General features: G+C 32.1%; 22 protein-coding genes, 1 tRNA gene and 1 pseudogene. 3 read left to right on the top strand and 21 right to left on the bottom strand.

The window, feature by feature from the left end:
* Positions 1–52: 52 nt before the first annotated feature.
* From D9V42_RS08720 to D9V42_RS08685, 8 genes are all read right to left on the bottom strand, one after another.
* Entirely contained in the window at positions 53–187 is a 135-nt protein-coding gene (locus D9V42_RS08720) for a beta-class phenol-soluble modulin (protein ID WP_107531955.1), read from the bottom strand.
* Between the two features lie 44 nt (positions 188–231).
* The gene (locus D9V42_RS08715) at positions 232–366 is read right to left on the bottom strand and encodes a beta-class phenol-soluble modulin (RefSeq protein WP_037556990.1); all 135 of its coding nucleotides are present in this window, start codon (positions 364–366) and stop codon (positions 232–234) included.
* 51 nt (positions 367–417) lie between these two features.
* Positions 418–552, bottom strand: a complete 135-nt coding sequence (locus tag D9V42_RS08710) for a beta-class phenol-soluble modulin (RefSeq protein ID WP_107531955.1) — start codon at positions 550–552, stop codon at positions 418–420.
* A gap of 44 nt (positions 553–596) precedes the next feature.
* Positions 597–731, bottom strand: a complete 135-nt coding sequence (locus tag D9V42_RS08705; protein WP_037556990.1) for a beta-class phenol-soluble modulin — start codon at positions 729–731, stop codon at positions 597–599.
* Positions 732–777: 46 nt separating this feature from the next.
* Complete coding sequence (locus D9V42_RS08700) at positions 778–912, bottom strand: beta-class phenol-soluble modulin (RefSeq protein ID WP_039066869.1); 135 nt, start codon at positions 910–912, stop codon at positions 778–780.
* Positions 913–1,569: 657 nt separating this feature from the next.
* Positions 1,570–3,453 carry a DUF5776 domain-containing protein gene (locus D9V42_RS08695; RefSeq protein WP_122064470.1) on the bottom strand — a complete coding sequence of 628 codons (1,884 nt, stop codon included), beginning with the start codon at positions 3,451–3,453 and terminating at the stop codon, positions 1,570–1,572.
* A gap of 757 nt (positions 3,454–4,210) precedes the next feature.
* Complete coding sequence (locus D9V42_RS08690; protein ID WP_122064468.1) at positions 4,211–4,459, bottom strand: GlsB/YeaQ/YmgE family stress response membrane protein; 249 nt, start codon at positions 4,457–4,459, stop codon at positions 4,211–4,213.
* A 492-nt stretch (positions 4,460–4,951) separates the two neighbouring features.
* The gene (locus tag D9V42_RS08685; RefSeq protein WP_081325011.1) at positions 4,952–5,059 is read right to left on the bottom strand and encodes a putative holin-like toxin; all 108 of its coding nucleotides are present in this window, start codon (positions 5,057–5,059) and stop codon (positions 4,952–4,954) included.
* Positions 5,060–5,763: 704 nt separating this feature from the next.
* Between D9V42_RS08685 and D9V42_RS08680 the strand changes: the two genes are divergently transcribed.
* The 3 genes and pseudogenes from D9V42_RS08680 (at position 5,764) to D9V42_RS08670 (ending at position 7,549) form a co-directional block, all read left to right on the top strand.
* Positions 5,764–6,291, top strand: coding sequence for an Ltp family lipoprotein (locus tag D9V42_RS08680; RefSeq protein WP_122064466.1), 528 nt, complete (start codon positions 5,764–5,766; stop codon positions 6,289–6,291).
* Between the two features lie 12 nt (positions 6,292–6,303).
* Positions 6,304–6,936, top strand: coding sequence for a hypothetical protein (locus D9V42_RS08675; protein WP_122064464.1), 633 nt, complete (start codon positions 6,304–6,306; stop codon positions 6,934–6,936).
* Between the two features lie 59 nt (positions 6,937–6,995).
* A pseudogene (locus D9V42_RS08670) lies at positions 6,996–7,549 on the top strand (site-specific integrase).
* Between the two features lie 52 nt (positions 7,550–7,601).
* Here the strand turns inward: D9V42_RS08670 and D9V42_RS08665 are convergent.
* From D9V42_RS08665 to zapA, 13 genes are all read right to left on the bottom strand, one after another.
* A tRNA-Arg gene (locus tag D9V42_RS08665) sits at positions 7,602–7,675 on the bottom strand.
* A 320-nt stretch (positions 7,676–7,995) separates the two neighbouring features.
* Positions 7,996–8,505, bottom strand: a complete 510-nt coding sequence (locus D9V42_RS08660; RefSeq protein ID WP_107555953.1) for a YfcE family phosphodiesterase — start codon at positions 8,503–8,505, stop codon at positions 7,996–7,998.
* Positions 8,505–9,086 carry an XTP/dITP diphosphatase gene (locus D9V42_RS08655; RefSeq protein ID WP_122064462.1) on the bottom strand — a complete coding sequence of 194 codons (582 nt, stop codon included), beginning with the start codon at positions 9,084–9,086 and terminating at the stop codon, positions 8,505–8,507. Before D9V42_RS08655 ends, D9V42_RS08660 begins: the two co-directional genes overlap by 1 nt.
* 11 nt (positions 9,087–9,097) lie before the next feature.
* Positions 9,098–9,898: a glutamate racemase gene (gene racE / locus D9V42_RS08650; protein ID WP_122064460.1), complete on the bottom strand. Its 801-nt coding sequence runs from the start codon at positions 9,896–9,898 to the stop codon at positions 9,098–9,100.
* Positions 9,899–10,107: 209 nt separating this feature from the next.
* Positions 10,108–10,920 carry a succinate dehydrogenase iron-sulfur subunit gene (gene sdhB / locus D9V42_RS08645; RefSeq protein ID WP_029379029.1) on the bottom strand — a complete coding sequence of 271 codons (813 nt, stop codon included), beginning with the start codon at positions 10,918–10,920 and terminating at the stop codon, positions 10,108–10,110.
* 2 nt (positions 10,921–10,922) lie between these two features.
* The gene (sdhA, locus tag D9V42_RS08640; RefSeq protein WP_122064458.1) at positions 10,923–12,686 is read right to left on the bottom strand and encodes a succinate dehydrogenase flavoprotein subunit; all 1,764 of its coding nucleotides are present in this window, start codon (positions 12,684–12,686) and stop codon (positions 10,923–10,925) included.
* 45 nt (positions 12,687–12,731) lie between these two features.
* The gene (locus D9V42_RS08635) at positions 12,732–13,343 is read right to left on the bottom strand and encodes a succinate dehydrogenase cytochrome b558 subunit (protein WP_122064456.1); all 612 of its coding nucleotides are present in this window, start codon (positions 13,341–13,343) and stop codon (positions 12,732–12,734) included.
* 329 nt (positions 13,344–13,672) lie between these two features.
* A complete protein-coding gene (gene uvrC / locus D9V42_RS08630) occupies positions 13,673–15,460 on the bottom strand; it encodes an excinuclease ABC subunit UvrC (RefSeq protein WP_122064454.1) in 1,788 nt (595 codons plus the stop codon).
* Positions 15,461–15,793: 333 nt separating this feature from the next.
* Complete coding sequence (gene trxA, locus D9V42_RS08625; protein ID WP_017724191.1) at positions 15,794–16,108, bottom strand: thioredoxin; 315 nt, start codon at positions 16,106–16,108, stop codon at positions 15,794–15,796.
* Between the two features lie 81 nt (positions 16,109–16,189).
* Positions 16,190–18,538 carry an endonuclease MutS2 gene (locus tag D9V42_RS08620; RefSeq protein ID WP_122064452.1) on the bottom strand — a complete coding sequence of 783 codons (2,349 nt, stop codon included), beginning with the start codon at positions 18,536–18,538 and terminating at the stop codon, positions 16,190–16,192.
* 9 nt (positions 18,539–18,547) lie between these two features.
* Positions 18,548–20,260, bottom strand: coding sequence for a DNA polymerase/3'-5' exonuclease PolX (gene polX, locus D9V42_RS08615; protein WP_122064450.1), 1,713 nt, complete (start codon positions 20,258–20,260; stop codon positions 18,548–18,550).
* Between the two features lie 116 nt (positions 20,261–20,376).
* Positions 20,377–20,898, bottom strand: a complete 522-nt coding sequence (locus D9V42_RS08610) for a CvpA family protein (protein ID WP_122064448.1) — start codon at positions 20,896–20,898, stop codon at positions 20,377–20,379.
* Entirely contained in the window at positions 20,898–21,164 is a 267-nt protein-coding gene (gene zapA / locus D9V42_RS08605) for a cell division protein ZapA (RefSeq protein ID WP_017724187.1), read from the bottom strand. Before zapA ends, D9V42_RS08610 begins: the two co-directional genes overlap by 1 nt.
* Positions 21,165–21,236 lie beyond the last annotated feature (72 nt).

The raw sequence follows: 21,236 nt of genomic DNA, 5'->3' as shown, positions 1-21,236 counted from the left end.
ATAAAAAAATGGCCAAGGTTATCACCCTGACCATTGTATATATTTTGAAAAACTAGAATCCGAATAATTTTGAAACTAAGCCTACACCGTTTTCTACGATGCTTACGATGCTTGTTCCTAATTTAGCGCCGTCTCCTGCGACACCTGCTTGTACTGTTTCTTTGATTGCTTCAAATAATCCTGCCATAATTAATTACCCCTTTAATTTGTATTTTTTTATTTATAAAAGACTTATAGTCCGAATAATTTTCCTACTAAGCTTGCACCGCTTGATACGATATCTACAATGCTTGAACCTAAATCTGCACCACTACCTGATTTTGCTGCTTCTACTGTGTTTGCAATTGCTTCTGCTAATTTAGTCATTTAACATTTCTCCTTTATGAGTTATTAGTATAATTTATTTGAAATTAAAGACTAGAATCCGAATAATTTTGAAACTAAGCCTACACCATTTTCTACGATGCTTACGATGCTTGTTCCTAATTTAGCGCCGTCTCCTGCGACACCTGCTTGTACTGTTTCTTTGATTGCTTCAAATAATCCTGCCATAATTAATTACCCCTTTAATTTGTATTTTTTTATTTATAAAAGACTTATAGTCCGAATAATTTTCCTACTAAGCTTGCACCGCTTGATACGATATCTACAATACTTGAACCTAAATCTGCACCACTACCTGATTTTGCTGCTTCTACTGTGTTTGCAATTGCTTCTGCTAATTTAGTCATTTAAATATCTCCTTTATGAGTTAATTGATTTATATTAAATTAAAATCTAGAATCCGAATAATTTTGATGCTAAACCTACACCATTTTCTACGATACTTACAATGCTTGTCCCTAATTTAGCGCCATCTCCTGCGACACCAGCTTGAACTGTGTTTTTGATTGCTTCGAATAAACCTTCCATTGTAAACACTCCTCGTTAAATTTTAATTATTATGACTGTTTTTATGTTGAAAACGATGCTTTCAATTAATTATTTTGTTTAGCTATCGTTCCTTACATTTACTATAAGATAATACGTAATTAAATTGTCTGTTTTTTCTTACTTAACTATAAATTTGCTTTATCTGTTAATTTATTTGATTTTCGAAACAGTTTTGAATTCCTAAGTGTATTATGCACAATTAAATCAACTACAATTGTGTAAATATTATATTAAAACAGCATTTAGAATTCTTTAATAATATTAGATAATTCAAAAAACCTACTTATGGTGGACCTTTATTTTTAAAAATAGCAATGACCTTTCAAGCATAAGTTGCTCGCTTTAACAATTGCTTTATTCAACATAATAAATGCCACCACCGTTAAATTTAAATATTATAATCTTTTCAGTTAAATATTGGCAGATATTAGGCTCGACTACTGCGTGAAGATCACTAGCCCAAAGACAACAGACTAAGGCAATACCCTCGTAAAACGTGCACAAAAAAACTGCCAACAAAATCAGAGACTTTGTCGACAGTCTAAAGCTATGAAGATATCTATACAGATATCTTCATAGCTTCATTTCCATTCTTAATATTCTATAAATGATTATTGGTCAAATATCTGTGAAAATTTATGTTTCTGTTACAAATTCAAGATTTGCCGTAATAAAGGTGCCACGGTTAGTTTTGAGTCTCGGCGTACCTTTAGACGATAAAACTATTTTTTGAACTTCTAAATTATCACCTGAATTTAAAATATTAACTGGTTCGCCCTCAAAATTTCTATTTTTGTACTCTTTACACTTCTTCAAAACAGTAACATCATTAGGTTTACAATATATATACTTATCTTTCTTGTCTTTATCAACAGGGTATACATTCTTTTTATTAGCAGTTAAATAGTAACCATCAGATGTAATAAACCTTGGAGTGCCTTTAGCAGTTTTCACAACATCCGCAATATCAACCAATTCTCCAATTTCTAAAGTTTCTTTAGCAAGTTGTTTAAATTCAACATCTTCATATAAATTCGCTTTTTTAACAAGCGATACCGAATTCGGTTTATATGTTAAATATTCATTTAAACTATTAGCTTTATTTCTAGACTTTGTCGCTGATACAAACTCGGCTTTAAAGTTTTGTCTGTTTAAACTTGCCCTTTGACTTGCATTAGGTAAATTCATATTCACATAAATTGATTTATATCCATCATAGATTAGAGATATATTGAATGCGAAATCACATTGGTTCAAATCTTCCGTATCGATATAAATATAATTACTATTTATTTCAAAATCGATAGTCACATCATGTATTTCATTATTTATTTCATTCAGCATTACTTTATCAATAATTGTTTGATCATCTTTATATACACGAATTACATCTTTAAAAGCTCCCTCTATTAAATGCGTGCCTTCATATACAGCAAATACTGGATCTTTGATTGGTAAAGCATCACTTAAAGTTTCTGGCATTAAGAAGTGGACTCGATTATTTTCAACAAACTTATTTGCTTTACCACCTTGTTGTAGCATAGTTATCAATTCTATTAATTTTTGATATTCTTTGTTTTTCAAGAATTGATAAATATTTTTAAATGTATCAGTTAGTAAATAATCTTCAATATTTTTACCGTATGATGCTAACATTAGTACCATTTCATCAAATAATTTATAAAATACGGGTTTATTTTCAGCTTTTAAAAACCGATTATTTTTAAATAATCGCGACATATAATCAACTTCGACAATTCGACTAATCGCTTGAAATTCTGCATTACTTGGAAGTTCAAGTTTCAGAACTTCATCTAAAACTGTTAAATTTAATTTAGTTTTTTCAATTATATCCGTTTGTCCAACTAATGATTGATTATAAGTATAACGGTTCACGTGATAGGTCGGTTTAGGATTCATTGAAGCTGTTTGACATTTAGATATTGCTTCTATAAAAAATAATTTATCTTCGCCGTACTTCATATGTTTAAAATAAATTTTGTTATCAATGATAATATCGCGCTTAATTATTTTGCCTGGTGGACCAACTGCTCTGAATATTTTTTCGATTTCGTATGGAACCAAGTGATTATCATTTTTATAAGAACTAAATCTTCCAATTTTCTTTATAGCTTTTTCTGTATGTTTAACGCTTTGGCCAAAAGCTACATCAGAATGATGATCTTTTGCTTGATTTAATAATGTTGGGAGCCCTTCTGGATCTAACCAATCATCAGCATCTAAAAAAGTTATATATTCACCTGTAGCATTCTTCATTCCTACATTTCTAGGTTCAGATGGGCTACCTGTATTTTCAGCTAATTGTATTACCTTTATAAAATCATATTTAGTAGCAAATGATTCAACAATTTCTAATGAATTATCACTTGAACGATCATCAACAAAAATCGCTTCTATTTTATCTTTATTGATATTAAGTTTATTGATAGATTCTATACACGTTTCTAGAAAATACGCTTTGTTGTAAACAGGTACTATGATAGATAGTAATTTTTCCAATTCAATAATCTCCTTCTATATCGTTTTTGTATTAAAACTGTTTATATTGATTATCAAAATATGTATTTCCTTTCGCATTTGAACTACTCAATATGGAGATATGTTTTATACAAACACTTAATTATTTTTTTAAATAAAGCGCCCTAATAAGATAACATAATTTAATCACTTGCAACACAAATAACCTATTTGATATAAATTTAAAATCAAAGTTCTTACTATTAAATCTATTTACACTTTTCAATTTATTTTTAAACAAACATTTTGAGAAAATTACATAAAAAATAACCACCTTCCAAGGGAGAAGGTGGCTCAAAAAGAATGAAGTAATGGAGTACTTCATAACACTATTTTATTACGCACAACAAAATTGTTCAATGCTTTTTACAATAACTTAACATTTCTCTTTTAAAAATCATTAAAATTGATGAGATACAGTAGGAAAGTATTGAACTATATTAAAAATATAAATATGGGGTATTATTTTTTTATAATAAAAACGACGACCTGAGTATAATAAATAATGCTTAGTAAGCAGAGACATAAGTAACGACAAACATCTTATTTCAAGAATATCATTTAAGATTAAACTAAGACTTGTACATTTCCAATTCTTCTTTAACACTAAATTAACCATTTCGTTTAATTCACATTAAAATACAATATTGTAAATAGACAATATTGTTTCACCACTAAAATAAAAAAAGTAAATTATTCCCTCCTAAGAGGCGATTAATTTACTTTTATAAAACATAATTTATTTTCTAATAGCTTTCATCACTAATGAAACAATTAAAATTAAAACAATTGCTCCAATTAAAGCTGGTAAGATTGGCACACCACCTAATACAGGTCCCCATGTACCTAGTAAGCGACTTCCTATTGCAGAACTAATTAATCCCGCAATAATATTCCCAATAATTCCTCCCGGGACGTCTTTGCCTAAAATAATACCAGCAAGCCATCCTATTACGCCACCTACAATAATCATTAATACAAATCCCATAAAAACACTCCTTTTATTTGCTAGACAAATCAATAGACAACTTATAGTTACCTATTTTAATAGTTTTAAAACACGACAAACTCAATAATGACTTGATTTATAAAATAATTTTATACTTAAGTATTCACAATAAACCAATGCTATTAGTTTAATCAAACAGAAAACTTTATTGCCAGCTATCATTTAATACCCCAATAGTGTTTACCAAAACATTTTGTAGCACCCAAGAAATATATACAGTTAATTATACTTTTAGATATAGAAAGTGATATTACCATCTTTAATAGAAAAAGGACATTCATGAGTAGAATAAACAGCCAACATAATGTACAGAATAATAGAATTGATTATATTGTTATACTGTGTTAATTTATAAATAGAAAAAGGGCGACACACTTACGTGTGTCGCCCTAGTAAGCCCGTTAAAAAGACGGTGGCTAGAATTTAATAATGATTAAATAATCATCTCATCCTCGCCAAAGTTAGAGATGGTTATTTTTTATGGCTTGATTTAACAATTGCGATTACTAAACCTAATAAGGTAACGATGAAAGTACCGAAACCTAACATTAAGTGTAGCACTTCTACAATTGAAACCACACAAGGCGTATCCTTTCTAAAGATTTTGTCAGTACTTTCATAAGCACCACCTCACTTTATTCTGAGATTAGCCACCATCTATCCAACTTGCTCATCTTTATATTTTATCATAGAAGTAATATCTCTACTAACGAATTATAGTTTTATTTTATATCATAAAAAAATTATACGTCCACTCATTCTAACTATAGTTTGTTGCTAAATTCCATCTCCCCTAGCTGCAGAAACACTACAAAATCAATATATGCGTTTCTCGTATTTAGAAATAATTTAACTAATAATCTTTATTAAATTGCACACATAATTATATTGCGCTATTTTATAATTTAATTAAAATAATCTGTACAATTAATGCTATAATATTCAATAGGTCAACATCAAAAAATTTATAATTAAAAGTTTTGTAAAATACAAATAATGAAAAATACTTGTATGAACTGAATTACACTAAATCTGAGAAACTATGTATTATATCAATCTCTGAAAAGACTTCATTAAATAACCGTATTGAAATATTTAAAAGTGCCTGCCAAAACATATATGAGTCGGCTATTTTTTTGAGGTTTCGAAAGGTTTTTCACAACAATGTATTGCAAACTATAAAAAATGGTATGGTTTATCCACACTTCACAATGGTTACTTAATTCATTTTTAACCATTAAGTGTGTTTGAATATAAAAAAATTAAATAAAGGGGTATGTAGCATGACAGAAGAACAAAATACAAATGAGCAATGGCAAAAGTTTCAAGAGCATCAAAATCAACAAAAAATGAGCAAAACTAAAAAAGGTTGGTTATGGGGTTGTGGTTCAGGTTGTGGATGTCTAGTTTTGTTAATAATACTTATAATTGGTATAACAGCTTGTACAGCTAATTTCAGTTCAGATAACTCTAATTCTAACTTTAGTAATAGTGATAATAATGCAACATCACAAGAAAAGGCTGCTTTAAATAAAGCTAAGATTTATTCTGATACGATGCATATGTCAAAGCAAGGCATCTATGATCAATTAACCTCAGATTCTGGTGAAAAATTCACAGAAGGAGATGCAGATTATGCGATGAAACATCTAAAAGCTAACTTTAAAGAAAATGCTAAGAAAAAAGCGAAAGATTATGCCGAACAGCAAAGCATGTCACAGGACGCAGTCTATGATCAATTAGTTTCTTCTTATGGCGAAAAATTCACAGAAGAAGAAGCGCAATATGCAGTGGATAATTTAGAAAAATAAGGGGTATGTAGAATGAAAAAAGTTTTAGGTTTATTATTAGCTAGTACATTAGTATTGGGAGCATGTGGGAACAAGGAAGAAAGTAAAGAAGAACCTAAGAAAGAAGCAAAAGCACCCGAGAAAGACAAGAAAAAAGAGAAGAAGAACAATAAACAAAAGAATACTGATAAAAAATCTACTTCTAGTTCAAATGAAGAAAGCGATGAAAATAAGCAAAAAAGTAATACTGAGCACGAAAACACACAAGAAAATAACAGTGAGAATAATCAACAAGCTAATGATGATAAAAATACAAATAACGCTGAAAATCCAAAGCAAGAACAATCTAACAATTCAGAACAAAATATCAGCGATAATCAACAAAGTAGTAATAACCAACAAACTAAACCATCAAATAGCAACAACAGTCAAATGACTGAATCTGAAATATCTGAATGGAATCGAACTAAGCCAACTACACATGATGAATCTCAAATGGGCTATGGCAAAGGTGATTATGAAGTAGCTAGAGAACAAAGCAAACAAGCATGGGATGACCCCAACGCTCACGTAAGTGGACCTGGTTGGGTTGGTAAAAATGAAGGTTATGATAGTTGGGCAAAACGTCAACAAGCAGTACAAGAAACGGCACCACAAAAAAAATAATTAGGGTAGTACGCCTACCCTAATTATTTTTTTACCCCTTTTTAGGAAAACTTAGCCAAATGGCGACATTTACAATCACAAAACGAAAAAAATAAAACTTCTACATCATGGCAGTATGATGTAGAACATCCTAATTTTAAAACTGGTAAAAAAAGTCTGGATTCAAAACTAAAGCAGAAGCACCTAATGCAGCACAACAATTAATCTGGGATTTGGAAGATGGAAATAAAATTGAAGATGCTAAAAAATTCGAAGAATACTTCAAAGATTGGATAATATCAAATGGAAAGGATAAACTTTCAGAAAAGTAACAATATTGGCATTCACACACTTTAGATTTATTTTTAGATCATTTCAGACAAGTGTAATGATTATAAATATTATAAGAAACAAATATCAAAAATTTATATCTAATTACTCCAAATGACAAAATCACCCCTATTCTTTAAGACAAAAACATGCTAGTTATCTTATTAGTAAAGAAATATCAATTGAATATATTAGTAAAAGGTTAGGACATACAAGCATATCTATAACACTTAAGGTTTATAGGTATTTACTTGAAGAACACAAAAAAGAGCAAGGTCAACGCGTCAGAGAATTATTCTCTTGACCCGTATTTGACACTTGCTCTCTCGAAACGTTGATATATCAACGTGTTATAGTGTCCTGGGAGGGATTCGAACCCCCGACCGATGGCTTAGAAGGCCATTGCTCTATCCAGCTGAGCTACCAGGACATATTCTTTTTGAACACAAGAATTATTATATCTAACTTATCGCTATAAAGCAATACTCCAAGCATTAAAAATAAATATGATTTTTCACTTTAATAGACTTTTTATCATCTTTTTTAAATTTCATTAAAAAATTAACTAATTTTAGCATTTTACTAGGATAAAATAGCTTAATAATTTAATGATTTTAGGAGCGAAAGTGAAATCAAACTACATTAATCGCCCCTAAAAAGTGCTATCGTCACCAATATTACTTTATTATTCCAATAACTACACATTATTTAACATAAATTATGTAATTGCTAACTATATTTTTTTAATCATTATAGACTGAACGTTTCACTATCAATGATTTGATGATTACGATTATAAAAATTTAATTTTACATCTTTTTCAATTTCATCAATCAACAATTCGGCATAGGTCTCTTCTATGTTACTTCTCGATTGTGAAATGCTCCCAGGGTTTATGACATGAACATCACCGATGTGCTCATGTTTAGCCACGTGCGTATGACCATAGAAAGCAAATTGACATCCTGATGCTTTGGCTTGTTCAGCAAGTTGCATACGTGTACGATTCACATTGTATAAATGACCGTGTGTATAAAATGCTTTAATACCATTTACTGCTATAATTTCTTCATTTGGAAATTCAGGATAAAAATCCGTGTTCCCTTTAACTCTATAAAAATGGCTTAATTCGCTGTCATGATACTCAAATTCGGAATCACCTAGGTGAATCGCAACATCAATATCATTATGGTGGCTTATTACGTCAAAAAGAATACCTTGTTCTGTGTGATTATCACTTACTATAATCCATTTCAACATTATTGTTCACCTTCTAAATATTGTTGTAACTTTTCAATTGCTTTACCTCTATGACTTACCTCGCTTTTTTCTTCAGCTGTAAGTTGAGCCATCGTTTTATTTTTATCATCTAAATAAAATATAGGATCATAACCAAAGCCTTGTTCCCCTATTTTACTTAAAGTAATTTCACCTTCAACGGTGCCTTTAAATTGAACGGTTTCTTCTCCAGGTGCACTCATACTAATCACACACACAAATTGTGCAGCACGGTTTGTTTCATCACCTAGATTGGTTAGCAATTTTTCTATGTTAGCATTATCATCTTTTTCAGTTCCAGCGTAACGTGCAGAAAATATACCAGGTTCTCCACCTAAGGCAAATACTTCAAGGCCACTGTCATCGGCAATCACTCGTTTATTTAATGCCTTAGCCGCAGCTTCTGATTTCAACTTCGCATTTGCTTCAAATGTATCTCCTGTTTCTTCTACATCAAAATCCTCAATTAATTCTGCGATGCCTATTACATTATAGTCAGGAAATATGACTTTAAAATCATTTATTTTACCTTTATTGTTTGATGCAATTACTATATCTTCCATCGTTTCGTCTCCTATTCTTGTATTTCAATTTTTTCAACTTTCACTTTCATTTTTAACCATTCTTCAATAATTAATTCTATATGTTCAGTTTCTCCGGTAGCAAAAAATTTATGTTCGGGTTGTCGTTTATATCCTGCATGTTCATTACTAAAAGTTAACAATGCGCTAACCTCACGTGCAGTTTCTAATCCTGAGGAAATCACTACTTTTTCCCCACCAAAATAATCATTTATTGGTTGATATAACAGTGGATAATGCGTACAGCCTAAAATCACTGTATCAGCATTACTATTTCTCCAATGTTTTAATGTTTGGTGAATAATAATACTTGTGATGGTAGGGTCTTGGTAGCGCATCTGTTCAACTAAAGGTACAAAACCAGGACATGCTATCCCAGATACTTCAACATTTGGGTTTATATTTTTAATATGATGTCTATAGGCTTCAGATTTAATTGTACCTTCTGTACCTAAAATCAAAACATCATTGTTTTTGGTAGTCATAATTGCTGTTCTTGCACCAGGCTCTATTACTCCAATTACTGGTATTGGCAATATGCTTTGCAAATGTTTTAACGCTACTGCTGTAGCCGTATTGCAAGCAATCACTAACATTTTAATATCAAATGCCATCAATTTCTGTGCTAATTCTGTAGTGAATTCCCTAACCTGCGAGCCCTCTCTTGGGCCATAAGGGCAACGCTTAATATCACCTAAATAATATATTGTTTCGTTTGGAAGTTGGCGCATAATTTCTTTGGCAACTGTTAAACCACCAACTCCAGAGTCAATTACACCTATCGGTTTGTCCATATTCAATTACATCCTTATTTATTATCTTGTACTTTATTGTAGCATAGTCTTGTTTTCAAAATCATTAATCATGCTAATAGTTAAGTCTTCATCCATAATATATACAATATGTATTTACCCTGTTCAACTTTAAAATAATTATCTAATTTTATAAAAAAAAGACTTAACATTTGTTATTTAAATGTTAAGTCTTTAATAATATTGTTCAATTAGTGTACTTGATGATCTGAACCAAAGAATGATTTGAACATGTGGAATGACGTTTCTCTATTTAAAGCGGCAATAGATGTAGTCAATGGTATACCTTTAGGACATGCGTTTACACAGTTTTGTGAGTTACCACATTCTTGTAAACCTCCGCCGCCCATTAACGCTTCCAAACGTTCGTCTTTTGTCATTGAACCTGTTGGATGTAGATTAAATAGTCTAACTTGCGAAATCGCTTGAGCACCAACAAAGTCGTTTTTGCTCGTTACGTTTGGACAAACTTCTAAACAAACACCACAAGTCATACATTTGGAAAGTTCATAAGCAGTTTGACGTTTTTTCTCAGGCATACGTGGACCTGGACCTAAATCATACGTACCATCGATTGGGACCCATGCTTTCATTCGTTTCAAGTTATCGAACATTCTAGTACGATCAACTTGTAAATCACGAATAACTGGGAACGTGCTCATTGGTTCTAATTTGATAGGTTGTTCTAATTGATCAACAATTGCAGAACATGATTGTCTTGCTTGTCCATTGATGACCATTGAACATGCGCCACAAACTTCTTCTAAACAGTTCATATCCCAAATAACAGGTGTTGTTTTTTCGCCTTTACTATTAACTGGGTTACGTCTAATTTCCATTAAACATGCTATAACGTTTAGGTTCTCTCTATAAGGAATTTCAAATTCTTCATTATATGGTGTAGATTTGTCGTTGTCTTGACGTTTTATAATTAATTTAATTGTTTTTTGGCTAGGTTGTTCGTTTTGTGCAGGAGTTTCATTAACTTCTTTTGTTTCTACCATCATTATTTACCTCCCTTTGACGCCTTAGAGTAATCACGTTTACGTGGTGGTATTAAACTAATATCAACTGGTTCATAAGTAAACTTAGGTGCTTCTGTTTTGCCTTGATACGTAGCTAATGTTGTTTTCAACCATTCTTCATCATTTCTTTCTGGGAATTCTGGTTTATAATGCGCGCCACGTGATTCATTTCTATTATAAGCACCAATCGTGATTACACGTGCAAGTACTAACATATTCCATAATTGACGTGTAAAGAATACAGCTTGGTTACTCCAAGTTTGAGTATCTTCAATATCGATATCTTTATAACGTTCCATCAATTCTACAATCTTCTTGTCTGTTTCTAATAACGATTTATTTTCACGCACAACTGTAACATTTGCAGTCATGATTTCTCCTAATTCTCTATGAAGTTTATAAGCATTTTCAGTGCCCTTCATATTTAATAGGTGATCAAATTTTTCTTGTTGATCTTTAACGTGTTTTTCGTAAATGCGCTCATCTAAATCTGTATATGAATCTTCGATATTTGAAATATAATCTACAGCATTTGGACCAGCAACAGTACCACCGTAAATTGCAGATAGTAATGAGTTAGCACCTAAGCGGTTACCACCATGTTGTGAAAAGTCACATTCACCAGCTGCAAATAAACCTTTAATATTTGTCATTTGATCATAATCTACGTATAAACCACCCATTGAGTAATGTACTGCTGGGAAGATTTTCATTGGTACTTTACGAGGGTCATCACCAGTGAATTTTTCGTAAATCTCGATGATTCCACCTAATTTAATATCCAATTCATGTGGATCTTTATGAGATAAATCTAGATATACCATGTTTTCACCGTTGATACCTAATTTTTGATTCACACATACATCAAAAATTTCACGTGTCGCGATATCACGCGGAACTAAGTTACCATAATCTGGGTATTTTTCTTCTAAGAAATACCATGGTTTACCGTCTTTATATGTCCAAATACGGCCACCTTCACCACGGGCTGATTCACTCATTAATCTAAGTTTATCATCGCCAGGGATAGCGGTTGGGTGAATCTGAATAAATTCACCGTTCGCATACATTGCACCTTGTTGGTATACGATTGAAGCAGCTGAGCCAGTATTAATCATTGAATTTGTTGTTTTACCAAAGATTATACCAGGACCACCAGTTGCCATAATCACAGCATCTGAACCAAATGATTGAATTTCAGCAGTTGTCATATCTTGAGCAACGATTCCTCTTGCCATATTATCATCATCTTTAACTATACCTAAGAATTCCCAGCCTTCATATTTTGTAACTAATCCGTCAACCTCATAGCTACGCACTTGTTCATCTAATGCATAGAGTAATTGTTGACCTGTAGTAGCACCGGCATATGCAGTTCTGTGATACATCGTACCACCGAAGCGTCTAAAGTCTAATAGACCTTCTTTAGTTCTATTAAACATTACGCCCATACGGTCAAGTAAATGAATAATTTTAGGTGCTGCATCAGTCATTGCTTTTACAGGTGGTTGGTTTGCTAAGAAGTCTCCACCATAAACAGTATCATCTAAATGCACTGACGGAGAATCTCCTTCACCTTTCGTATTTACCGCTCCGTTAATGCCACCTTGTGCACAAACAGAGTGTGAACGTTTAACAGGAACAAGTGAGAACAGGTCTACATGCGCACCCTGCTCTGCTGCTTTAATTGTTGACATTAGACCAGCTAGTCCACCACCGACAACAATAATTTTCTTCTCTGCCATAAATTGTCACTCCCTCAAATATATGTGAAACTTTATTTTGTAATTTTATAAAAATGCTAATATTGCGCTAATACCGATGTATGAAACAACTAGGAATACAACAAGTGAAACCCATGTAAAGATTTGTTGTGATTTTTTAGATTGTAATACACCCCAAGTAACTAGGAATGACCATAGACCATTCGCAAAGTGGAATGTTACGGCTAATAAACATACAATGTAGAAAATCAACCAAAATGGATTAGTTACAATGTCGTGTACCATATCAAAGTTCACTTCATGTCCTAATGCACGTTGTATTCTTGTCTGCCATAAATGAATAGCTATAAACACGAAAGTTATGATACCTGTCAAACGTTGTAACAAGAACATCCAGTTTCTAAACGCTGAATAGTGCCCCACGTTCTCTTTTGCCGTAAAGGCAATATGTACACCGTATACTGCATGATAAAGAATTGGAATGTAGATAACAGCAAATTCCAACACAATTAAAAAAGGTAATGATTCCATAAATCCAGCTGCCTTGTTGAACGCTTCAGCGCCTTTAGTTGCCTGATGGTTAACAAGTAAATGGACTAATAAGAATCCACCTATTGGTATTACACCTAGTAAAGAATGTAATCGTCTTAAATAGAATTGATTTTTCGAGTATGCCAAAAGGAAGTCCCCCCTGTGAAACAATTAATTTTTTAGATTTCTTTTTTTGATGTGAAAGTAATTGGAATTTCTATATAACTCCTGAGCACAATAACTTTCCTAGCATTGTATGTTTGTTACAACACAATATTATTGCACATTTTTAAATATAGAAGTATTATACAAAGTCTATTTTTATACATAATTTAAAATACAGTGTCAGTGAGAATATTCTCAATTAGAAAACGCTTCCACATACATGTAAAAAAAGAATTCCTGTTATTTGCTATTGTAACACTAATTAAATAGAAAATGGGCATGAGAATGATTCTCATGCCACAAAGTTTTCACTACTTTTTGTCGTATAACGCTTGATGAAGATTCTCAGCAACATTTTGTGGGAGTCCTGATTTTTTTAAATCTTCTAAGCTCGCTTCTTTCATTTTCTTAATAGAACCAAATGTACGTAATAATTTGGTCTTTCTTTTAGCTCCAATTCCATCTACAGTATCTAACACAGATTGTAATCCAGTCTTCTGTCTTGTTTGTCTATGGAATGTGATTGCAAATCTATGCACTTCGTCTTGTATTCTTTGAAGTAAATAAAATGGCTGACTATTTTTCTTCATAGGAACAACTTCGGCATTTTCACCATAAAGAATTTCTGATGTTTGGTGCTTTTCATTTTTACGCAACCCTGCCACTGGTATATCAAGCCCTAATTCATTTTCAAGGACATCAAGCACGCCACTCATATGCCCTTTACCACCATCTACAATAATCAAATCTGGTAATGGACTGCCTTCGTTAAGTACTCGCGTATAACGTCGACGCACAACTTCACGCATAGATTTATAATCATCTGGACCAACAACTGTCTTTATCTTATATTTGCGATACCCTTTTTTATTAGGTTTACCATCCACAAATGATACCATTGCCGAAACAGGATTCACGCCTTGAATATTTGAATTATCAAAGGCCTCTATACGAATTGGTGTTTGAATGCCCATCACATCACCAAGCTCTTCTATTGCTTTAACTGTACGTGATTCATCTTTAGCAATTAACTCAAATTTATTTTCAAGTGTAATCTCCGCATTGTGGTTAGCTAAATCTACCATATCTTTCTTCTTACCTTTTAGAGGCTGAACAATTTTAGTATCTACAACTGATTGGATGATATCTTTATCAAGATGCTTTGGAATGTGTACTTCTTTGGGTAAAATATGTTGATTCAAATCATAAAACTGACCAATAAAAGTATAAAACTCTTCTTCTTCGGTCTGTTGAATTGGTATCATTGTAGCATCTCTTTTAATCATATTTCCTTGTCTTATAAAGAAGACTTGAATACACATCCACCCTTTTGAAACGCTGTAGCCGAATACATCTCTAACAGTACTGTCAGAGGAAGTAACTTTTTGCTTTTTATTTAAATTGTGTATATGTTGAATTAAATCTCGATACTCTTTTGCGCGTTCAAAATCTAATGATTCACTGGATTCTTGCATTTTTTGTTCTAAATTATGCAAAATGGTTTTATCTTCACCGTTTAAAAAATCTGTAATTTCTTTGGTCATCTCTGCATACTTTTCTAAATCAACCGGATAAACACAAGGTCCTAAACATTGTCCTATATGATAATAAAGGCATAATTTATCAGGCATTTTATCACATTTCCTAAAAGGATAAATACGGTCTAATAATTTTTTAGTTTCTTGTGCTGAATAAGCGTTAGGGTATGGACCAAAATATTTACCGCTTCCCTTTTTAACTGTACGTGTAACAATTAGTCTTGGGTATTTTTCTTTAGTTATTTTAATAAAAGGATAGCTTTTATCATCTTTTAATAAAATATTGTATCGCGGTTGGTATTGTTTGATTAGATTCAATTCTAACAATAAGGACTCTGTTTCACTCGATGTTACTATAAATTCAAAATTACGAATTTCACTGACTAAGCGTGTCGTTTTAGCATCATGCGCTCCTGTAAAATAAGACCTTAATCTATTTCTTAACTTCTTGGCCTTACCAACATAAATGATTTGGTTGTTACGATCTTTCATTAAATAACAACCTGGTTCAGTAGGTACCACTGTAAGTTTCTGTTTAATGTCTTTTTGATATGTTTCCATAATTCGAGCAGCCTCCTTTCTTTATCAATTACATATCGATTATGTGTAGTTTATAAAGTCATAACAATTACTATTAAACATCTATATCTATACTATTATAAAATAGCTTAGCTGTATTACACAATTTATTGTAATTTTCACGCTTTAACTCTATGAATAATTATATAACATAACTGCCATAAATTAAGCTATACTAGCCCCTAAAAATAGGCTGTTTAAACTTATACTCGTTTGTAAGATTAAATCGTTCTTATCCTTCAAATAAACTATTTTCTAGCTGATTAAAAAATCCAGGACATTGATATGTCCCGGACTTGGTAGTTCTTTAGTATATTATAAGTGTTTTTCGATTACTTCAGCTAAGTTTTCTTTAGGTTGGAAACCTACAACTTTATCTACTGGTTCGCCATCTTTAAATACGATTAAAGTTGGGATACTCATAACTTCAAATTTAGCAGCTGTTGATGGATTTTCATCTACATCAAGTTTTAAAATATTAGCCTTACCTTCAAAATCACCAGCTAAATCTTCTAATACTGGAGCAATCATCTTACAAGGGCCACACCAAGTTGCCCAAAAATCTACTAAATTTACCCCTGATTGAATATTTTCATCAAAGTTTGAATCCGTTACTTTTACGATTGCCATAACTGCCAATCCTCCTTAAATTTCAAATGATGAAGAAATTATAACAGACTTTATGATATTCTGCATACCTCTTGCTCACGATTATTTTAATTCTACTACGGTTACGCCGAATCCGCCTTCACTTGGCATGCCGTTTCTATATGATGACACACTTTTATGTCGTTTCAAATGATTTTGCACACCTTTTTGTAAAGCACCTGTACCTTTACCATGAATAATATAAACTTGTTCATAATTACTCAGTACAGCCTGATCTAAATATTGATCTACAGCAACCATTGCTTCGTCATAGCGGTAGCCACGTAAATCAAGTTCCATTTTAATACTTTGTCTATTTTCACGTTTGATCATTTTAGTAGGTTCTTCTTTAGTTTTCTTAATTTTTTCCAAGTCCTCTAAAGGTAGTTTCATCTTAATGATACCCATCTGTACTACTGCTTCATTATTATCGATTAGTTCTAAGACTTCACCTTTTTGACCATAAGTCAATACTTTAACTTCGTCACCAGCTTTAATGGTATCCCATTTTTTCTTCTCAACATTTTGCTTAATTGATTTAGCTTCATACTGATCGTCCAGTTGTTTCTTCTTGTCAATTAGTTCATGTTCTTTTACATCTGCACCTTTTTTATCTCTCAATTCACGTAATTCTTTTAAGATTTCATCCGCTTCATTAGTAGCTGATTTCACACGTTGATTTGCTTTTTCTTTCGCTTCATTCATGAGTTGCTTTTCGTGATTTTGATATTGTTCATATTGTTTTGCTAAAGCATCATGTGTATCTTGAGCTTCTCTAAGCAGGTGGTCTAACTCGATACGTTGCTCATCGACACGTTTTGAATTTGTTTCAAGCGAAGCTATCATTTCATTAATTTCTTGTTCGTCTTGGCCAATCATAGATTTAGCTTTTTGAATAACTTGAATGTTTAGTCCTAGTTTTTTTGAAATGTCAAAAGCATTTGAACGTCCTGGGACGCCCATCAACAATTTGTAAGTTGGGCTCAATGTATTAACATCAAACTCTACACTCGCATTCATAACACCGTCTCTATTATAACTATATGCTTTTAATTCTGGATAGTGTGTGGTTGCCATTACTAAAGAACCAATATCATGTACATAATCTAAAATACTCATTGCTAGTGCGGCACCTTCACTTGGATCTGTACCTGCCCCTAATTCATCAAATAAAATCAAACTATGTTTTGTAGTTTCTTGTAAAATTTCAACAATATTTTTCATATGTGAAGAAAATGTAGAAAGAGACTGTTCAATAGATTGTTCATCGCCGATGTCACAGAACACATTTTCAAATACACTCAATTTGCTGCCATCAAGTGTAGGTATCAACATACCTGATTGTGCCATCATAATAATTAAACCAAGTGTTTTTAACGTAACAGTCTTACCACCTGTATTAGGTCCAGTAATAATAACCGTCTCAATATCTTGTGCAAATTCAATCGTATTAGCTACAACAGTATCTCTGTCCAATAAAGGATGATAAGCTTTTGGTAAATATACTGTTCTTTCAACGGTAAATTCCGGTTTAGTTCCTTTAATTGAACTTGCATAACGTGCTTTAGCAGTTAGAAAATCAATTTGCCCCATTATAGATTCTGACATCAAACAAGCTTCAGCTTCTTCAGCTACATAGCCTGTGAGTTCCGATAGAATCCTTTCTTTTTCAACGGCTTCGTCATTACGTAAACGGCTAATTTGATTACTCATTTCTACTATTGATGATGGCTCAATATATAACGTTTGTCCTGAAGCCGATTGGTCGTGGACAATACCATTAAAATCTTGTCTATATTCCGCTTTAACCGGGATAACATTACGCTCATTTCGTACAGTTACAATTGCATCGGATAATTTTTTCTGATTACCTTGACTTTTAACAATTTTATCCAAGTTTTGTTTGATTCGCTGTGTCGTACTGGAAATTTTACTTCTAATACCTTGTAATTCATAACTGGCATTGTCATATAAATCATAAGCATCGCATTTTTCATGTATACTTTGATATAAATCAGTCAAGATAGGTAACTGTTCCATTCTGTCATTGAGAATTGGATAGTTAATCGTCTCTTCTTCGTTAATAAGATTGTTGTAAAATGTCTTATATTGATTTTGTATTTGTATAAGACGTTTAATCACATTTAATTCACTCACATTCAGCACACCACCAATACTAGCTCTATGGATAAATGCTGAAACTTTTGCTAATCCGCTCAAACTAGGCATACGATGCTTATTGTAAATCTGTGCAATTTCATCGGTCTCATTCATTTGAAATTCTACAGTTTCTAAATCAGTTGCAGGTGCCATTGCGACAACTTTTTCTTTTCCTAAATCACTAATTGCTTCATTTTCAACTAACAATTTGATTTTATCGAATTCTAAGACATCTAATGATTTCTGTCTCATCTAATCCCTCTATTTCTTCAATTTAATATTATTTTCTATTAGCGATTTAAAATCTTCGCGAGACATTGTATTAATAACTCTGTCTTTTTTCACAAATCCTTTTTGTGCAGTTGCAATACCATATTTCATAAATTCTAAATGATCTACATGGTGTGCGTCTGTATTAATTGTTAATTTAACATTCGGATTTTTTTTAACGGTTTCTGCATTTAAATCTAAACGTTTAGGATTTGCGTTAATTTCTAAAATTGTGTTTGTTTCAGCTGCTATCTCACATAATCTGTCAATATCCGGTTCATAACCAGGGCGTTTCCCTATGATTCGTCCCGTCGGATGCGCAATGTGTCTAACATAAGGATTACGACATGCATTTTCCAAACGTTGCATAATTTCATCTTGTGATTGATTAAAACTTTGATGTATTGCAGCTATAACATAATCTAATTGTGCTAAGACTTCATCATCATAATCTAATCGTCCATCTGGTAATATATCCATCTCTATTCCTGAATAAATATCAATTTCATCATATTTCTCATTTAAAGCTTTTATTTCTTCATTCTGGCGTAATAACCTTTCTACAGACAAACCATTTGCGACTTTCAAACTTTGTGAATGGTCTGTAATCACCATAAATTGATATCCTTTTGCGATATTAGCTTTGACCATTTCTTCTAAACTAAATGCACCATCACTATATGTTGTATGCATATGAATATCTCCTTGGATATCATCTAATTTTATAATTTCTGATAAGTCTTTATCAAACTCACTGCCATCTTCTCTAATTGCAGGTTCAATCCAATTAACACCAAAATGTTCGTAAATCTCTTTTTCACTTTGGTATTGAATGAGGTTTCCGTCTGCTTGTTCAATTCCATATTCGCTCACTTTTTCATCTTGTTCTTTTGCTAATTGGCGTATGCGAATATTATGATCTTTGGAACCTGTAAAGTGCTGTAATGTATGATAAAACGCTGATGGTTCAATTAGCCTAAAATCAACACCAATGGTTTCATCATCAAAACTTAGTTCTAATGATACCTTTGTTTGACCAACGGCAACGTCTTTAACTTTATTCGGAATATTTAATAATGCTTGTTGCACATTGGCTGGTTCATCTGTACTAATTATACAATCCAAATCCTTACTCATTTCTTTATATCTTCTAAAACTTCCAGCAACTTCATATTGTACAATGGCGTCAATTTGTGACAAATATGCATCTATCATTTTATTTAATCCACGCATTTGGTCAATAGGATAATTATCTTTTTTAGCGCCTAATGCTTTTACAGCTTCCAATATATTTTGTTCTGTCTTTTTAGCAAAACCATTTAATTCGCTTACTAATCCTTGTTCACATGCAGCTTGTAATGATTCTTTCCCATCAATATTCAACACTTTATACAGTTTAGCTATTTTTTTACTACCTAAACCTTGAATTTTCAATAATGGAATAAGACCTTCTGGTACTTCTTGCTTCAAGGATTCTAATGTCGATGAAGTGCCATTTTTACGGTATTCATCTATTACTTCACCTACGCCTTTGCCGATACCTTTTAATTGAGTCACATCTTCTATTTGTTCTATTGGACGTTCGTCAATTTCAAGGCTTTGTGCGGCTTTTCTATATGCCGATACTTTAAATGTATTTTCACCTTTTAATTCCATATAAGTAGCTATTTTTTCTAATAATTGAATAATATCTTTTTTTGTCATTATTTTCACTCCATAGAAAAAGGTCAAGACAGATTACTGTTTTAAATTCAGTAAATTGATTATGTCCTGACCTCCTATATTTTATAAAACCTTATATGTTTATATTCTAAAACACCCTATATATTTAGTACATATGACGATATGAATGGCGCATGAATTATAAAGTATTCAGCCAAATGCCCTTCCATCAACTGTTGTTGTATGAATTCAAGCGGGTATATTGAAATCATATAAAACAAAGTAGCACAAATAATAGTCGAAGAAATCACACTCATTATTACACCTAACGCACGACTTATCCAATTAGGTTGTCTAGATGTTATTACATTATCAAATAGAACGACAATACCATAGCAAAATATTTTCGTAACAGTTGCTATCATTAAAAATGCTACGATATGATCAAAACGTTGCTGTAGGTTATCAAATTGGAACGCATAGTTCAAATCATATGCACGCGTTTTAGGAAACGGCACAAATAACTCTAATCGTTGTGAAATTTGTGAATGTAAACGATGAGCCACCCAAAGTGAGAACACAGTTGAACCTAAATGTAATGAACTTAACCAAGTGCCCCTTCTAAATCCAATCATGCCTATGTAAAGGAAAATAATTACGATTATTAAATCAATAATCATTATTCTTCTCTATTTTTTAATTGTTTTATTTCTTGTTGTAAACGGTAATTTTCTTCTTCTAACTGTACTTTTTCATGCATTATATTTACAGCTGTAAGAATAGCTTTTCTAGTAGTATCAAGGCCTGCGCTTTTACTAGCTAGAGTTTTCAGCCTCTCATCTACTAAATGCGCTACATAACGGATATGCTCAGGGTTGTCCTCTCCGACGATTGTATAATGTTGATCATTTATAGTTACGTTAATCCGATTTTTAAACTCACCCATATAATAACTCCTGACTTTGAATGTAAATTTCCGAACTTATTCTTTCATTAGTTTCATTAAGTATGTAATCTA

This window comes from Staphylococcus pseudoxylosus, from assembly GCF_003697915.1.
GTDB classification, from domain to species: Bacteria; Bacillota; Bacilli; order Staphylococcales; family Staphylococcaceae; genus Staphylococcus; species Staphylococcus pseudoxylosus.
The sequence above is the reverse complement of the archived record's forward strand: the minus strand, read 5'-3'. Positions and strand labels throughout refer to the sequence as shown.